Source organism: Flavobacterium mesophilum (assembly GCF_039581405.1).
Taxonomy (GTDB): domain Bacteria; phylum Bacteroidota; class Bacteroidia; order Flavobacteriales; family Flavobacteriaceae; genus Flavobacterium.
In genome coordinates this window covers 898,184-914,016 of record NZ_JBCPXZ010000003.1, presented here as the reverse complement: position 1 = coordinate 914,016, position 15,833 = coordinate 898,184, and the positions used below count along the sequence as shown (strand labels likewise).

The following is a 15,833-nucleotide window of genomic DNA, read 5'->3' as shown; positions in this document are numbered from 1 at the left end:
TTGGGCATTAGCCTTTTTATACATTTACAATCCTTTATTCTCTGCCAACAATTCTTTTAATTGTTTTGTTTTTAAAAAGGCAGCAAAACGTCCGGAAAGCAACAACATTTCTTTTTCTTCTGGAGTTGTTTTAAGTTTGGTTTCTACATGCGACGCATATTCATAGAGCATTAAAAGTTCGCTTGCGCCAAAATCCTTAAACGTTTCTTTATCTAAACTAGAAAGTTGCAACTCACCATTTTTATCTTTTTTAAAACGATCTTCTCCAAACTTTTCAATTAATTTCGCTTTAAAATCATCATGAAGCTTCAGCCAGCTTGCCGCTTCATCATCTGAATTTTTTAATTGTACGACCAGATCTTCGTAAGCTTGATCTTTTTTCAACGTAAGCAAATAATCCCGTAAAGTCGTGAAACCAATAATCTGATAATTCGAAATTGGGATTTTATATTTATCCAGCGCATTTTCGACATCTTTTTCAAAAGTAATATATCGTGTTTGAACTGTATATAAAGACGCTGTTTCAAGCAATGAAATCAATTTTATTTTCTCATCGTTTATAAAAGGTGCTTTTTTGCCTGGCCCTAAACAATCAATAAACAGGGCTTTTTTATTTTTGTCTTTTACTTTGGTATCACTATGAAGCAGTTCTATCAAGGTTTCGTAACCCATATTATCTGATGCACCGCCATCAATCACACATAAAATTTTATCCTGATTTTTGATTCCGAATTTGGTTTTTGGAAGAACACCCGGAAACGCAGAACTAGCCGTGATAGCATACGTCAGCGGAAAATCGTAACCATCGCTGATTTGATTTCCGTCAAGCGGAAGTGAAGCTTTGTTTGGAGCCAAAGACGAATTGATCTTCAAGCCATGAATGATGTGAGGCATAAACGGTACACGTTCTCCATTGCTATATGCAGTTCCATTGGCCACCATAATTGGAAGTGTTGGACTCAATTTGCTGCCCTTCGGAATAAAAAAATCAGATAAAAGCATTTGCGTTTTAAACTTATTTTCATTCTCAGGATTTGTGCTGTCGTATTGCAAAACTTCCAAATCCAGTCGTTGCGCCATCGAGATTTTTTCACCCTTTTCGTTTCGGCTGTTATTTAAAAGAGAGAAAAGTGTCGCCGATTTGTTTACATCAGACTTAAAAGCATCTGCCTTTGAAAAATAAAATTCATTAAAACTACAATTATCGTATTGCAATTTGTTTTTCAAAATTGTCAGATAATATCCAGCCGAATAACAACCACCTGAAACTGTTGAGAAATAATCGATTTCATTCAGAAAATTTCGACTCGAATCATCTTCCTGAATTTCTTCTAATCCCAACAAAACCCCCATGCTGAAAAACTGCGCACGCGAACCACCTCCAGAAATCCCAACTCCCAAAGCGATATTCGGATTTTGAATTCGCGAATCACGTTCTTGAACCGATTTATAATCCTCTAGCGAAACAGGGGGAATAGAATTGTAATTAATTTCTGAGAAAAGATTGATTTTGTTTTGAGAAAAACCAACCTGCATAAAAAGCAGAAGTAACAGTTGCTGGTATTTAAACATGATTTTCAACTTATTAAATCTAGATCTTTTCGCATTTTATTCTACAACAACACTTTTCGTAGGTGAGGAAGTACAAGATGAGCTTCCGTTTTCAACGGTAACGTCTGCTTTTACTGTATACGTTCCTGCTGCAGTATAGGTATGTGAAGTTGATGTACCCGCAACCGTTTCAGTTGTTCCATCTCCAAAAGTCCATTTGACCGATTTCAAAGTATAAGATCCAGTATATTCAATAGCATAATTGATCTTTTTGGAATTCGAAGCATCGGCAGTATGTGTAAGTTTTATAAAGAAAGATTGTCCCACACAATCAATTCCTTTTTCGATATCATCTTTCCCGCAGGAAAAAAACAATACAAACATTCCAATCATGGCGAAAACTGCAAATTTACTTTTCATAGCTTATAAATTTTTCATGAATATTCAGCATTTATGGCAATTTACACAAATTATGATCAATTTCATATTATCAAATTATTAAAACGACTTCGCTTTTATTCAACATTAAACAATCGCAAAATATATGAAAGTTCATAAACGATAAAAATGAGAGCCAAAATGGTATGAAACACTTTATTATGAATTTTGATTGCGACTAAACAAAGCAAGATATGACTAATAATTCGGACATAATATTCACTTTGATTATACAAAAAGTAGTTGCCTCCTTTTATTGCCGTATCAATCATATCTGCAATAAAACTGATGGCCAACACCGCAAAAAACCAATTTTTCCTTGAATAAAAATAGTCTTCATAACCCGAATAATCTACTAAATCATCAGGATACAAAATCGCACAAAGCAAATAATAGATTAATATGTAGCAGATTATGAAAAAATAATCTGCAAAATACCATTCCTGAATTAATTTCAGATTAAACTCCCACCACCAAAAATGAATCAGAAGCAAAAAAACATAAAACACCCAAAGCGAATGCACAAAATAAATTTTCTTTCGTCCCGGATGTTGAATAAAAATAACTGAGCCTTTGATAAGATGCGTCAAACCCAAACCCAAAATAATTCCGATAACCGATTTGATATGTGTAAGTTCTTCCATAAAACATTCTGATTTTAGAAAGAACTAAAATTAAATCAATTAATTGAAATACAACTACTTGAACTTATAAGTTTTAATCTGTGAACCTTAACCTCTAAATCTAAATTTAAGCTCGCTTGATTTCATGCCCAACAAACTCTTCCAAAACAGCAAACATATCATCAACTGGAAGCGCTTCAAAATCGGGATGTGTTTTTAAGAAATTGGCATTCAGTTCTACCAAATTTTCTTCCAATTCAAAAAATGCATTGTTATTAAAAGAATCACGAATTGGATTTGCACCATCTAATTTTCCTTTCAAAAATTTATCAAGTTTGATGTTGCTCGTAATTCGAACTTTTTTGCTTTGTTCCAAAAACAATTCCAAATGCTTTTCGGCACCAATTAAAGCCAGACCTTCTTCAATCAATTCATTCAAATCTTTATTCCAGCCTGAATTATGCACAAACTGTGCAAAATTTCCCTGAGTATATTGCGACCAGTAATAATCTAAATAATAACTCGTCAATGCATCCTCATGAATAAATTCATCATCAACACCTTCCTCTCGCATTAAATTGATTACCGAAATATTCGAATGAATCACATCCTGCGAATTCTCACTATTATTTGCCGTTTCTGAAACTAGTATTCTGCCAAATTCTTCCATTTCTATATCATTGTTTTGATTTGATTTTGCCACTATTGCTTTCAGACGAAGTTTTTGCGCCTCCTTCTCTTCACGAAGTTTCGCTTTCTTTCGGTTCAGCAATTTGGTGTGCAAAGCCTTATTTTTTGTATTTTTTTCCGGTCCTTTTGCCATGGTCTTTCTTCTTTTATATTTAAATACTCAAGAATCGTTTTGCAAATTTCGGAGAAATATCAATACGTTTCAGAATATTTTTTTGGGCGTTTCCCTTTGGGCCGGGCTATCCGCTTCAAGTCCTCGCACTTCCTTCGTCAGGCTGTGGGCTTTCCACTTCTATCCCTAACGCAACCATTTCGAAAAAACCCCATCTATTTAATTAACAAAGAATTATAAATCATATTAAAAAACCAAAACACCATGAAACAGCTAATTTTATTTTTAAGTATTGCTCTTGCACTAACAAGTTGCAACAACGACGATTCAGATCCATCAAAAGTTGCGTTTAAAACCATTATTCAAGGCGATCATTACGGTGGATCGCCAGGAACAATCCAACAATCCAATTTGGTAATAAAAAATCAAACTGATTGGAATAATTTACAAGCAAAACTGAATTTCATGACACTTGCGGTATACACCTCGCCTGACATGAATGTTGATTTTACGAAACAACAAGTTATTGCGGTTTTTGATCAAGTCCGAAATTCTGGAGGCTATTCAATAGACATTACAAATATTACGCAAAACAACACCGAATTGATTGTTAAGATCGAACAATTAAAAAAAGGAGACTTAACTACAGTGATGTCTCAGCCATTTCATATTGTTAAGATTGCTAAGACCAATAAAACTGTTGTTTTTAAATAAGAAATACTAAATTCTGAAAAGTGAAAAACTCAGTTTCTCGTTAAAATTATTTATACTTTTATAAGATATTTAAAACAAGTAGGTAATTTTCAAAGAGACTAAATGACCCCGACTTTCTTCTCAACCCAAGAACAATTCAGAGCGTGGCTGGAAAAGCATTATCAAAAAGAAACAGAACTTTTGGTTGGTTTCTACAAGGTGAATAGCAAAAAACCATCCATGTCATGGTCAGAATCTGTCGACCAAGCACTTTGTTTTGGTTGGATTGACGGCATTCGAAAATCAATTGACGAAGAAAGTTATACCATCAGATTTACGCCAAGAAAAAAATCGAGTATTTGGAGCGCCATCAACATCAAAAAAATTGAAACGCTCACAAAAGCTGGACTAATGAAAGAAGCCGGACTAAAAGCTTTTGAACACAGATCAGAAGAAAGATCCAAGGTTTATTCGCACGAAAGAGAAGCTTATATTCTTGACCCTATTTTAGAAAAGCAATTTCAAGCCCATAAAACAGCTTGGGAATATTTTAATAATCAAGCACCATCGTACAAAAGAGTAATGATTCATTGGATTATGTCTGCCAAACAGGAAAAAACCAGAATTTCCAGACTTGAAAAAGCAATTAATTTCAGCGCAGAGCAAAAACGAATGTTATAACAATCATATTCAGAAATGGAAATTCTACTAAAAGCGACAACTTTTACAATATTCAGTATCTTATTTGCATTACCAATTGTTCTTTTAACTATTTTATATAAACGGAACTTTAAAAACATTCTTTTTTTCTATACCATAATTTCCATAATCACAACTTTTCTGCTGTTTTTAGTTGCTGCTTGGTGGACATATTATTCCAATAAAATATTAATGTCTTATTATGGATATGATTTTCAATCAATGAATTTTGAGGAAGGATTAAAAAATGTTTCACCTCAAAATATAGCAAAAACTAAAACACTGCATCAAAACACTTTAGGGATTGGATGGCCTCTTAAAGCTTTTATAAGCTTTCCATTATACATACCCTATCTTCTGTTTGTTTATCTCACAACTCTTTTATACCGAAAAGTCAAATTAAAAAGCAAATAATTTCATATAGCTAAAAATAAACCTTCTTGTTTAAATAAGAAGAATAAACCGTAATTTTATTCCGTCTAAAAAAGTTTCAGCTAAAAAAAAGAAAAAATATGGAGGGAAGAACAGCATTAGAATATTACGTTTTAGATGTATTTTCAAATAAAAGCTATCAAGGAAATCCGCTTTCTGTAGTTTTTACAAAGGGCAATCTAAAACTAGAAACCTATCAGGATATTTCTAAAGAATTTCGCTATTCTGAAACCTCTTTCGTTTATTATTCTCCACGAGACAAAGCACTCGTAGTTCGCTCGTTTACGCCAACCGGAATCGAAATCGACGGAGCAGGACATAATTTATTAGGCGCAGTCTGTGGTGCACTATTAAAAGGAATGCCAATTTTTGACGAACAAAACGAAAGCGAACCTTTTGTGGTGATGAAACATTCGGCAATTCCAGTAACTGTAAGTTTTGATCCCGATACTTTATATCCTGTGGTTCAAATGCATCAAAAATCGGCTGTCATTAAGCAGGAAATTCCAACCTATAAAATAGCAGTAGCACTTGGCTTAAAAATTGAAGATTTAGATGTAAGCGCTTTTGTTCCAACAGTAGTAAAAACCGAAGTAGCACATACCATGGTGCCTATAAAAAACAGTTATTTACTCAACAGCTTTGTTCCAGACAACCAACTTTTGATCGAAATCTCAAAAGAATATAATTTTGAAGGATTTTATTGTTTCACCATTGCTGATGAAGGTCAAGAACACATCGTAGAAACAAGATTTTTCAACCCAATAATCGGGATAAACGAAGATCCTGCAACAGGAACCGCAGCGGGGCCTTTAATTGGTTTTTTAACTCAAAAAAAATTCACCAAATCCGACAAGGAATATAAAATTCTTCAAGGGGTAAGGCTAAAACAAGCTTCCATGATTGAAGTGATGAATCGTGAAGAAGATATTTTGGTAGGAGGTTCTTCGATAATTACCATGAAAGGAGAACTTTATATTTAAAAGAATAGTATATTCGTACAAAATATAGTTTTTAAACCCCTAATCATCCAAAACCAAAACCTTAAAAAATGAATAGATTAATTATTATCGCAAGACTTGCTATTGCGATACTGCCGTTTTATGTTGTGAATATTGTGCTCCACATGATTTTCCCTCATATTCCTCGTTTGGTAACGATTCCATTAAATATAATTCTAGTAGTTGCTGCCATCTATTTTATTATTTCAGGCAGAAAACAATATATTATTGACAACGAAGGTGATGATGAAGGAATGCCAGCGTATCTGGAAAAATCAAGTTACTTTTTTATTGTTGTAGGAGCATTTATTGCTTTTTTTCTTGGTTCTGCAGATTACAGAACAACACTTTACGTTGACAACGGAAGAGCCGTTCCTGTAGAAATTAAAATATCTTCTGATCAAACAGAAACCGTACCTGCAAATGGTTTTATCGAAACCTCAGCTCCTGTAGGCGTAAATGAAATTTTAATAGATGGAACGAAAAAAATCATCGATATAAAAGAAAAAGGAGAATGGGTTTATAATATCGACAATATCAACTCGTATATCGAAGCTCCTGTACATTACTTAAATCAAGATATTCGATACAAAAATGGTAGCGAACCAGAAAAACCTGCTGATACAGTCAAAACAACCAACATTATTCACAAAGAATTCTTTAAACTTGAAAGCACTTATTTTTGTGAAGCACCAGAATCAATAACGGTTGATGAAAAAACACAAAGCGGAAAAGTTCAGACTAGAACAGTTTTGTACCGATTACCAAAAGAAATGTCACAAGTGAAATAAAATCATAAAAAAAGCTGCATTTTAATTGCAGCTTTTTTTATATCCTATATTTTAATTCTTGATCTCTTGCTTAATTGGTTTAAGTGGTTCTGGTTGAGGCGGAATTCTCTTCTTCAAAAATAAAATCTGCCCTAAATGACTTGACTGATGTTCCATGACGTGAAACCAGCAATACTGATTACTTATATCGTATTTCATTTGAATTGTTGCAAACCATTCATCATCTCTTTTCTTTAATTCCGAAATGGTCTTTGCTCTTACTTCATTATAAATATCAAGATAATATTGGATATCGTGCCCTTTAAATTCATCTCGCGCACCTTGATCGAGATTCAAAGCGGTCTCCCATTTTTTCTTTTCTTCTTCGTTAAATTCTCTATTTTCAAAAGTAAAAACCTGATAGTATTTTTCAGCTGCAGCCAAATGCATTACAAGTGCCCCAATTCGGTTGGCTTTTTCATCATGCAAGTAATCAATTTCGTATTGATCCATGTTTTTAACTGCATATTCAACACGATCTTTAAGGTCTTCAAGCATCGAAATCATATCAGCAATTTTTGGTGAAGCACCTGGAACATTTCCTATTTTTCCAGTTTCTTTTATTATGATACCTTTTCCTTCAAGTAGTAATGAACGTTTACCATCTACACTTGATTTATCTGAAGAAATGGTATATTCCTTAACCTTAACATTTTTTTGTTTGGGTGTACCTAAACTCCATTTTGGAATATCCGTATTAGTCGCAGGCGTTTCAAAACTTGAATTTAAAATGGTTACTGGTTCAAAAACACCTTTTGCATTTTCGATAAATAATTGAAAATTATCAAAGTAAAACTTTCCGTTAAGCGACGAAAGCCCTCCAAAAACTAATGTCTGACTGTTCTCATCAATTGTTCCCTCAACGGTGTACGATTGCCATTCTTTCGATTTTATTGGTCTATCGTTCATGTTATCAAAAAAACCATCTTCATCATTTTTATTGTAAACTCTTACATAAAGTCCAGACCAGGCTTTTGGTTCGTCTGATTCTACTTTTGCCGAAGCAGTAACTCGAAATTTTTTCTTTATCGGAGTTTGAATATCTATTGTTTGGCGAAAAACCATCCAATCGTTAGAAATTATTCTTTGTGTTTGAGCTTTTGCCGACATTAAACTTAAAAACAGGAACAGTATTATAAATCTTTTCATTTTTTATGTTTTAACATTTTTTTGTAAATATATACTGTTTTTTAAGATTAGAAAACAATTATTTATTCGAAAATTCTTTCAAATAGAAGAAATAAAAAAAGCCGCAATAAATGCAGCTTTTACTATAACAGAAATAGAATTTCTTAGTTCGTTTTCATTGGTGGCAAATCAAATGCTTTTGAATCGTGCTCAAAATTATTTCTGTGCGCACCATCGCAAAATGGTTTGTTTGCAGAATGTCCGCAACGGCAAAGACCTAATGCAGATCTTCCTTGTAAACCATAAAGTGTTCCTTCTGGATCCATGATTTCAAAATCGCCTTCAATTTTGATTGATCCATTTTTATTGATGATTAATTTAGTCTTGCTCATAAATTTGTTTTTTTTCGGCTGCAAAGATTGCGAAATATATTCTCATTTATAAGCTTGAAACGTAGTTTAAACTGGTTCTATTTTATCAGTTTTTCCACTGCTATTGTCAGACTGAGCGAAGTCGAAGTCCGCAAAGATTGTCAAAGATTTTTTATTAGAATTGAAATAATCTCGCAAAGTCGCAGAGTCACAAAGTTTAATTTTAAGACAAAGGCAGGCGTACTGTTTGTCATTTCGACGGAGGAGAAATCCCCGAAAGAAGCTCGACAAAGATTGGCGCTTTTAGGAGCGGAGTTACTCGTGGAGATTTCTCCTCCGTCGAAATGACAAACTAGAACAAAAATCTTCCCGCCTTAACGCCTTAGTGGCAAAAAAACTAAAGCTTCTTATAAACAAAGTTTTTAAATTTCACACTTCCCTTCCCAATAGAACAAAGACCAATTCTCAATCCTAAAAATCCACTCAAAACATTGTGATTATATCCTGAAACTTCTACAGAATTTTCGATTTTCTTCCAATCTTTCCCATCAAGGCTATAGAACATATCAACCGTATTTTTGATGTTTTTTAGTTTCAGAAAAACTTTTCTTGAATGTATACTTTTTTCTGTTGGAAATTGCCATCCTCTTAAATTGGCCAAAATATCGTTTTGATTCGCCAAAATTCCCGAATAATATTTTTTGTCATAAAAAAGCACCAAACCTCCTGTTGCATCACCTTCAATTTCCATTTCTACTTCAGCAGAATAAGAATGCCCACCTGGAACGATAACAAGCGGAGAACTGTTTCCTACTCCATCACCTTTTCCTTCAATTGTTAATGTGTTGTTCGCTACTTTAAATCTTGAAGCTTCTACTCCGCTATAAAATTTCCATTGTGATTTAAGAGCCGAACCGCCAAAATTGTCACTCAAAGAAAATTCAGGAAGCGTTTTTCCTTCTGGTTTTGCAATGGGTTTATCGGTTTCGATTGTATCTGGAATTTTGTACCAGCCGTCTTTAGTCCATTCAACAGGTTGCAATAAAGTCTGGCGTCCTAAATTGTAGTAATCCTTTTCATAACCATGAAAAATCATCCACCATTTTCCGTTTATATCTTCAAAAACGGTGCTATGTCCTTTTGACCACCAAGTTTCAGCACTGCTATTGGTTCTCACAATTGGATTATAAGGCGAGTTTTCCCAAGGTCCAAAAAGCGATTTCGATCTTGCCGAAATGACCATATGACTTGTCGCTGGGCCCGCAGTGCCACCTTCGGCAACAGTCAAATAATAATATTCTCCACGTTTGAACAATTTTGGCCCTTCCATGCAAAAACACTCAATGCTCCATTCACGGGGAATTTTCCAACCATCATAAACATGTGTTAATTCGCTTGTAACCGAAAGTCCGTCTTTTGATAAAGCAACGTAACCACCATTGCTGAAATACAAATAGCGATTTCCTTTATCATCGGTAATATGTCCTGGATCAATATTTCCTATTTTCAAATCTACAGGTTCGCTCCAAGGACCATCTATAGAATCGGCTGTTACAACAAAATTGGTATTGTTAGCAGGAAAATAGATGTAATATTTGTTGTTGTACTTTATCAAATCGGGCGCCCAAACTGCTCCAACATATTTATGAAGTGCATTGGTTACCGGTTCCCAATTCATTAAATCGGTCGAATGCCAGATTAAAAGCCCAGGATAATAATCGAAAGAAGAATGAACAACGTAGTAATCTTTTCCGTCTCTCAAAATACTCGGATCAGGATAATCGCCCGCAAATATTGGATTGGAATATTGGTTTTGTTTTAGACTTTCTACAGATTGCGATTGAGAATAACCGCAAAACGAAAGCAGTACAAAAAAAACTAGATATATCTTTTTCATGTTTTGATATTTTTTTCAAATATAGTCAAAAAGACCATAAGGTTTTTATTGAGGAAAATTTTGTTGACTATTGTTAAAGTACTATTTGTCATTTCGACGAACTCGAAGGAAAAACTTTACGACTTTGCGAGATTAATTTTCACTTCTATAAAAAAGATCTTTGCGAATCTTTTCGCTTTTTCGTTGTGAATCTCTGCGAAATTACCAGCGAATCTCTGCGTAATAACGAAATCTCGATTCTATTGCTTATTTTTGCACTCAATAAAATTGAGTTATGATACAGAATCCAAAGAGATATACAATTACGGCGGCATTGCCTTACACCAACGGACCAATCCATATTGGACATTTGGCGGGGGTTTACGTGCCTGCAGATATCTATTCGAGATACTTGCGTTTGCAAGGAAAAGACGTTGCGTTTATTTGTGGAAGCGATGAACACGGCGTTGCAATTTCTATGAAAGCCAAAAAAGAAGGAATTACACCACAAGAAGTTATTGATAAATATGATGGAATCATTCGCAAATCGTTTTCAGATTTCGGAATTTCATTCAACAATTATTCTAGAACTTCGGCAAAAATTCATCATGATACAGCTTCGGAATTCTTCAGAACAATGTATGATAAAGGAGATTTTATTGAAGAAGTTACAGAACAATTGTATGATGCAAAAGCGAATCAGTTTTTAGCAGACCGTTTTGTTGTAGGAACTTGTCCAAAATGTGGTAATGAAGGAGCTTATGGAGATCAATGTGAAAACTGCGGATCTACTTTGAATGCTACAGATTTGATCAATCCAAAATCGACAATTACCGGAGAAACGCCAGTTTTAAAATCAACCAAACACTGGTTTTTACCTTTGGATCGTTATGATTCCTTTTTACGTGAATGGATTTTAGAAGGTCACAAAAATGACTGGAAAGCAAACGTTTACGGACAAGTAAAATCATGGATTGATGCTGGGTTAGAACCTCGTGCTGTAACACGTGACCTTGATTGGGGAATTGATGTTCCTGTTGAAGGTGCGGAAGGCAAAAAATTATACGTTTGGTTTGATGCGCCTATTGGTTACATTTCTTCTACAAAAGAATGGGCAGCGCGTGAAGGAAAAGACTGGGAACCGTATTGGAAAGATGAAGAAACGAAATTGGTTCACTTTATCGGAAAAGACAATATTGTTTTCCATTGTATCATTTTCCCAGCGATGTTAAAAGCAGAAGGAAGCTATATTTTACCAGACAACGTTCCAGCAAATGAGTTCTTGAATTTAGAAGGGAATAAACTTTCGACTTCTAAAAACTGGGCAGTTTGGTTGCACGAATATTTAGAAGATTTCCCAGAAAAGCAGGATGTTTTGCGTTATGCATTGACATCAAACGCGCCTGAAACAAAAGATAACGATTTTACTTGGAAAGATTTCCAAGCTAGAAATAACAATGAATTAGTTGCCATTTTCGGAAACTTTGTAAATCGTGTGGTGGTGTTAACCAACAAATATTATGATGGTGTTATTCCGGCGCCAAACGAATTTACAGAAATTGACGACGCGACTTTAGCCGAATTAAAAGCATATCCAGCTGTGATTTCAAGTTCAGTTGAGCGTTACAGATTCCGTGAAGCTTTAGGTGAATTGATGAATGTTGCCCGTTTAGGAAATAAATATTTAGCAGACGAAGAGCCTTGGAAAGTGATGAAAGATAATCCAGAGCGTGTAAAAACTCAAATGTATGTAGCGTTGCAAATCGCCGCAGCTTTAAGTGTTTTAGCTGAACCGTTTTTACCGTTTACCGCAGCTAAGTTGTCAAGAATTCTTAAAAATGAAGGAAACTTGAAATGGGCTGACGTTGCTGAAAATTCAGAATTAATTGCATCTGGACACAAAATTGGTGAAGCAGAATTGCTATTCGCTAAAATCGAAGACGAAGAAATACAAAAACAAATAGATAAGCTAGAAGCAACAAAAACAGCAAATCTGGCTGAAAACAAACAAGCAGAGCCTCAAAAAGATTTAATTCAATATGAGGATTTCGCGAAAATGGATATTCGTATCGGAACTATTTTAGAAGCTGAAAAAATGCCAAAAGCGAAAAAGCTTTTAGTGCTAAAAGTAGATACAGGAATCGATGTTCGTACCATTGTTTCGGGAATTGCTGAAAGTTTTTCTCCAGAAGAAGTTATAGGAAGAAGAGTTTCGGTTTTAGTAAACTTAGCGCCAAAAGATTTACGTGGTGTTGACAGTCAAGGAATGATCTTGATGACAACCAATGCAGAAGGAAAATTAGTTTTCGTAAATCCAGATGCTGATGCGCCAAATGGAGCGACTGTAAGTTAAGATATAAATTATGCCAGCCTGAATCAATCCATTCAGGCTATTAATAATCTTAGTTACTGTCTTATTTTTTAATTGTTTGATTCTATATTTTTATGACTACTACAGAAAACATTGAACCTCAAAAAGATCTGATTCAATTTGATGATTTTGCAAAAATGGATATTCGTATCGGAACTATTCTTGAAGCTGAAAAAATGCCAAAAGCAGACAAACTTTTGATTCTTAAAGTTGATACAGAAATTGACGTTCGTACAATTGTTTCAGGAATTGCGGAGAGTTTTTCTCCAGAAGAAATCATTGGAAAACGAGTTTCTGTTTTGGCAAATTTAGCGCCAAGAGCGTTGCGTGGTGTTGAAAGCCAAGGAATGATCTTAATGACAACCAATGCGGAAGGAAAATTAGTTTTCGTAAATCCAGATGCGGATGCGCCGAATGGAGCAACAGTAAACTAAATTTGTAAACCAAACAAAACTGCGTGAATCGATTAATTTTTAATTGATTCGCGCTTTTTTTTGTAAACATTTCGCAAGTCTTCAAAAAATCTGATATTCGCCAAAAATAAACTAATCAAACTACTTCAATGACAAAAAAAATACTATCAATTTTATTATTCTTAAATATTTATATTTCATTCTCTCAAGAAATAGTAAACGAATTTGATTTAAAATTAGAACGAAAAAGAGATTTTTTTCAAGTAACAAACGAACCTAAAAAAGAAGTCGTTCTATTTCTTTATGATAAAGAAAAAGTAACATCTGTACGATTCAATAATAAATTCAACATTAATGACTCTCTAACAGCACAGAGACCAGAAAAATCATATGCTGAAATTTTAGGCTACAGCCAGAAAGAAAATAATTATTCTATTTTTTGGGGTTCTAAAGACCGAAAAAAAATCATTTCACAGTTCTTTAATTTCGATACCAAACAAAGCGGAACGACGGCTTTTGATTTAGACCTCAAGAAAGAAAAAATTGTTAAAGAACTCACTATAAACAACCTTTTTTACTTAATTACAATTGTCAAAAATAGTAGCATTTTAAACTTTTATATTTTTGATTCTAATGGAAATCTAAATACAAAAAAAATTGATCTTTCAACTTTAGATTTTCATAATTCACTTGGTACAAAAGTGCTTTTATATACAGCTTTAACTGAAGAGTTTTCTAATTTTTATGTGCAAAACATTAGCAATGATAATGCACCCTCATTGGCTCTAAGCTCAAAACCTTTTAAAATTTACACATACAGAAACAACGAAATCATTCTTACAATAGACAATAATGCCTATTTTACAGATCTTTTAAAAATTAATCTTACTGATTTTAGTTTTGTTTCAAGAGTTATAGATCAACCATCTATTAGACGTGGCGAGTATGAATCTCTTGAATTTAAATCAAATTCGTTCCTGATTGAGGATAAAATTCTTCAAATAAAAACAAACCCTCAAGTTCTATTTTTTACAGTTAGTGATCTAGATGGCAATAAAATTAATGAGTATAAAGCATTACGAGATGAAGAGATTCCATTTAAAAATTCTGACGTATTTCAGGAAATAGGTAGTTTAAAAAACAAAAAAGTACTTGAAAAACCAAAGCAGTTTATACGCAAAATAAATAACTCAAATCCAAGTATATCGTGCTACAATAAAAATGGTTTATATTATACTGTCATTGGAAGTTCACAAGATATTTCACATGCTGGTGCGCCAATGGCTGGTGGTTTTGGAGGTGGTTTTGGAGCACCTACTGTTACTTTTGGAAGTAACTACACCATCGAAAATTTAATTTCATACAGAGATAAAAATGTTGTATACGTTAATTGTTTATTTGATTCAAATTTTAATCATCTAAATGATAAAATCGAAACTTCTGCGTTTGAAAAAGCAAGAACATTTCTGGAAGAAAGCGAAGATCTTAAAGAAACGCCGTCAATATTTGGAACTGAACTTTATAAGGACTTAATTCTTTTTAAATTTGATGCTTCTTTATATCTCGGAAATTATAATAAAGAGAATAAGAAATATCAGATTTTCAAGTTTAGTGAATAATATCACAAACAATAAAAACAAATAATTAAATAAAAATGAAACTCACAAAACCAAGATTAGCCCTAATCTGCGGTATACTTTGCATTTCGATTTTTCCGATATTGGTAAAATTGCGTTTAACTCCAGGATTAATTTCGGCTTTTTACCGAATGTTTTTTGCTGTGACTTTGCTTTTGCCTTATGTTATATTTAGCAAAAATTTCAAGCTTCCAAGTCTAAAATTTACTCTTTTGGCAGCACTTTGTGGTATTTTATTTGCCTCAGATGTTGCGGTTTGGAATATTGCCATTCAGGATTCAAGCGCAACGCAAGCTTCGCTTTTGACGAATCTATCTCCGGTTTGGGTTGGCGTTGGTTCATTTTTATTCTTAAAATCAAAACCGGCAACAAATTTCTGGATAGGTACATTAGTCGCTTTATTGGGGATGGTTACTTTGGTTGGCTTTGAGTTTTTTATCGATTTAAACTTCGATCAGGCATTTCTTTTCGCAGTTTTGTCTGGAATCTTATATTCGATTTATCTTTTGGTTAGCAAAAATGTACTTTCTACTGTTGATGTGCTTTCGTTTATGACCATCAGCTTAATGGCTTCAAGTATTTATTTGGGAATTCTTTGTTATTCATTAAATCAACCTTTTAGAGGATTTTCAAATGCTGGCTGGTTTGTTTTGATTTTGCAAGCCGTAATTTGTCAATTGTGCGCTTGGCTTTCGATAAGTTATGCAACACAACATATGCGTGCAACCAGAGTTTCATTGAGTTTATTGAGTCAAGCCGTAATTACCTCTATTTTGGCTTGGTTGTTTTTGGAAGAAAAAATAACTTTACAAATGGTTTTCGGTGGCATCATTCTGTTATTCGGAATCCGAATTACTTTTTACGATAAAACTATTTCTTTGAAAAGGTTATTTTCTAAGAGCTAATTAAGGTTTCTCGCTCCCGATAGCTATCGGGATGGCAGATTTGGCAGATTATTTTTAGAAAAT

15 protein-coding genes and 1 pseudogene are annotated in these 15,833 nt (G+C 33.8%); 9 read left to right on the top strand and 7 right to left on the bottom strand.

The window, feature by feature from the left end; genetic code table 11:
• Positions 1 to 24: 24 nt before the first annotated feature.
• The 4 genes from AAYQ19_RS12900 to AAYQ19_RS12885 form a co-directional block, all read right to left on the bottom strand.
• Positions 25 to 1,572 carry a patatin-like phospholipase family protein gene (locus AAYQ19_RS12900; protein ID WP_343536765.1) on the bottom strand — a complete coding sequence of 516 codons (1,548 nt, stop codon included), beginning with the start codon at positions 1,570 to 1,572 and terminating at the stop codon, positions 25 to 27.
• A 36-nt stretch (positions 1,573 to 1,608) separates the two neighbouring features.
• Positions 1,609 to 1,971 (bottom strand): PKD domain-containing protein, encoded by a 363-nt coding sequence (locus AAYQ19_RS12895; RefSeq protein ID WP_343536764.1) that lies wholly within the window; start codon positions 1,969 to 1,971, stop codon positions 1,609 to 1,611.
• Positions 1,972 to 2,066: 95 nt separating this feature from the next.
• Positions 2,067 to 2,633 carry a hypothetical protein gene (locus tag AAYQ19_RS12890; protein WP_343536763.1) on the bottom strand — a complete coding sequence of 189 codons (567 nt, stop codon included), beginning with the start codon at positions 2,631 to 2,633 and terminating at the stop codon, positions 2,067 to 2,069.
• 106 nt (positions 2,634 to 2,739) lie between these two features.
• Positions 2,740 to 3,435, bottom strand: coding sequence for a DMP19 family protein (locus AAYQ19_RS12885; protein ID WP_343536824.1), 696 nt, complete (start codon positions 3,433 to 3,435; stop codon positions 2,740 to 2,742).
• A 243-nt stretch (positions 3,436 to 3,678) separates the two neighbouring features.
• Between AAYQ19_RS12885 and AAYQ19_RS12880 the strand changes: the two genes are divergently transcribed.
• From AAYQ19_RS12880 to AAYQ19_RS12860, 5 genes are all read left to right on the top strand, one after another.
• On the top strand, positions 3,679 to 4,128 hold the full coding sequence (locus AAYQ19_RS12880; protein ID WP_343536762.1) for a protease complex subunit PrcB family protein: 450 nt from the start codon (positions 3,679 to 3,681) through the stop codon (positions 4,126 to 4,128).
• A 102-nt stretch (positions 4,129 to 4,230) separates the two neighbouring features.
• The gene (locus tag AAYQ19_RS12875) at positions 4,231 to 4,788 is read left to right on the top strand and encodes a YdeI/OmpD-associated family protein (protein ID WP_343536761.1); all 558 of its coding nucleotides are present in this window, start codon (positions 4,231 to 4,233) and stop codon (positions 4,786 to 4,788) included.
• A 15-nt stretch (positions 4,789 to 4,803) separates the two neighbouring features.
• Positions 4,804 to 5,220, top strand: coding sequence for a hypothetical protein (locus AAYQ19_RS12870; RefSeq protein WP_343536760.1), 417 nt, complete (start codon positions 4,804 to 4,806; stop codon positions 5,218 to 5,220).
• 98 nt (positions 5,221 to 5,318) lie between these two features.
• Entirely contained in the window at positions 5,319 to 6,221 is a 903-nt protein-coding gene (locus tag AAYQ19_RS12865) for a PhzF family protein (RefSeq protein WP_343536759.1), read from the top strand.
• 68 nt (positions 6,222 to 6,289) lie between these two features.
• Positions 6,290 to 7,030, top strand: coding sequence for a TMEM165/GDT1 family protein (locus tag AAYQ19_RS12860; RefSeq protein WP_343536758.1), 741 nt, complete (start codon positions 6,290 to 6,292; stop codon positions 7,028 to 7,030).
• Between the two features lie 51 nt (positions 7,031 to 7,081).
• On the opposite strand, the gene AAYQ19_RS12855 is transcribed toward AAYQ19_RS12860, so the two are convergent.
• From AAYQ19_RS12855 to AAYQ19_RS12845, 3 genes are all read right to left on the bottom strand, one after another.
• The gene (locus AAYQ19_RS12855) at positions 7,082 to 8,218 is read right to left on the bottom strand and encodes a DinB family protein (RefSeq protein ID WP_343536757.1); all 1,137 of its coding nucleotides are present in this window, start codon (positions 8,216 to 8,218) and stop codon (positions 7,082 to 7,084) included.
• 143 nt (positions 8,219 to 8,361) lie between these two features.
• Positions 8,362 to 8,589, bottom strand: coding sequence for a CDGSH iron-sulfur domain-containing protein (locus AAYQ19_RS12850; protein ID WP_290963233.1), 228 nt, complete (start codon positions 8,587 to 8,589; stop codon positions 8,362 to 8,364).
• A 376-nt stretch (positions 8,590 to 8,965) separates the two neighbouring features.
• Positions 8,966 to 10,465 carry a family 43 glycosylhydrolase gene (locus tag AAYQ19_RS12845; RefSeq protein WP_343536756.1) on the bottom strand — a complete coding sequence of 500 codons (1,500 nt, stop codon included), beginning with the start codon at positions 10,463 to 10,465 and terminating at the stop codon, positions 8,966 to 8,968.
• Between the two features lie 274 nt (positions 10,466 to 10,739).
• Between AAYQ19_RS12845 and metG (AAYQ19_RS12840) the strand changes: the two genes are divergently transcribed.
• From metG (AAYQ19_RS12840) to AAYQ19_RS12825, 4 genes and pseudogenes are all read left to right on the top strand, one after another.
• A complete protein-coding gene (gene metG / locus AAYQ19_RS12840) occupies positions 10,740 to 12,797 on the top strand; it encodes a methionine--tRNA ligase (protein ID WP_343536754.1) in 2,058 nt (685 codons plus the stop codon).
• 110 nt (positions 12,798 to 12,907) lie between these two features.
• Positions 12,908 to 13,249: pseudogene (gene metG / locus AAYQ19_RS12835) on the top strand (methionine--tRNA ligase subunit beta); the annotation flags it as partial.
• A gap of 128 nt (positions 13,250 to 13,377) precedes the next feature.
• Complete coding sequence (locus tag AAYQ19_RS12830; RefSeq protein ID WP_343536753.1) at positions 13,378 to 14,847, top strand: hypothetical protein; 1,470 nt, start codon at positions 13,378 to 13,380, stop codon at positions 14,845 to 14,847.
• 35 nt (positions 14,848 to 14,882) lie between these two features.
• A complete protein-coding gene (locus tag AAYQ19_RS12825; protein ID WP_343536752.1) occupies positions 14,883 to 15,770 on the top strand; it encodes a DMT family transporter in 888 nt (295 codons plus the stop codon).
• The last annotated feature ends 63 nt before the right edge of the window (positions 15,771 to 15,833 follow it).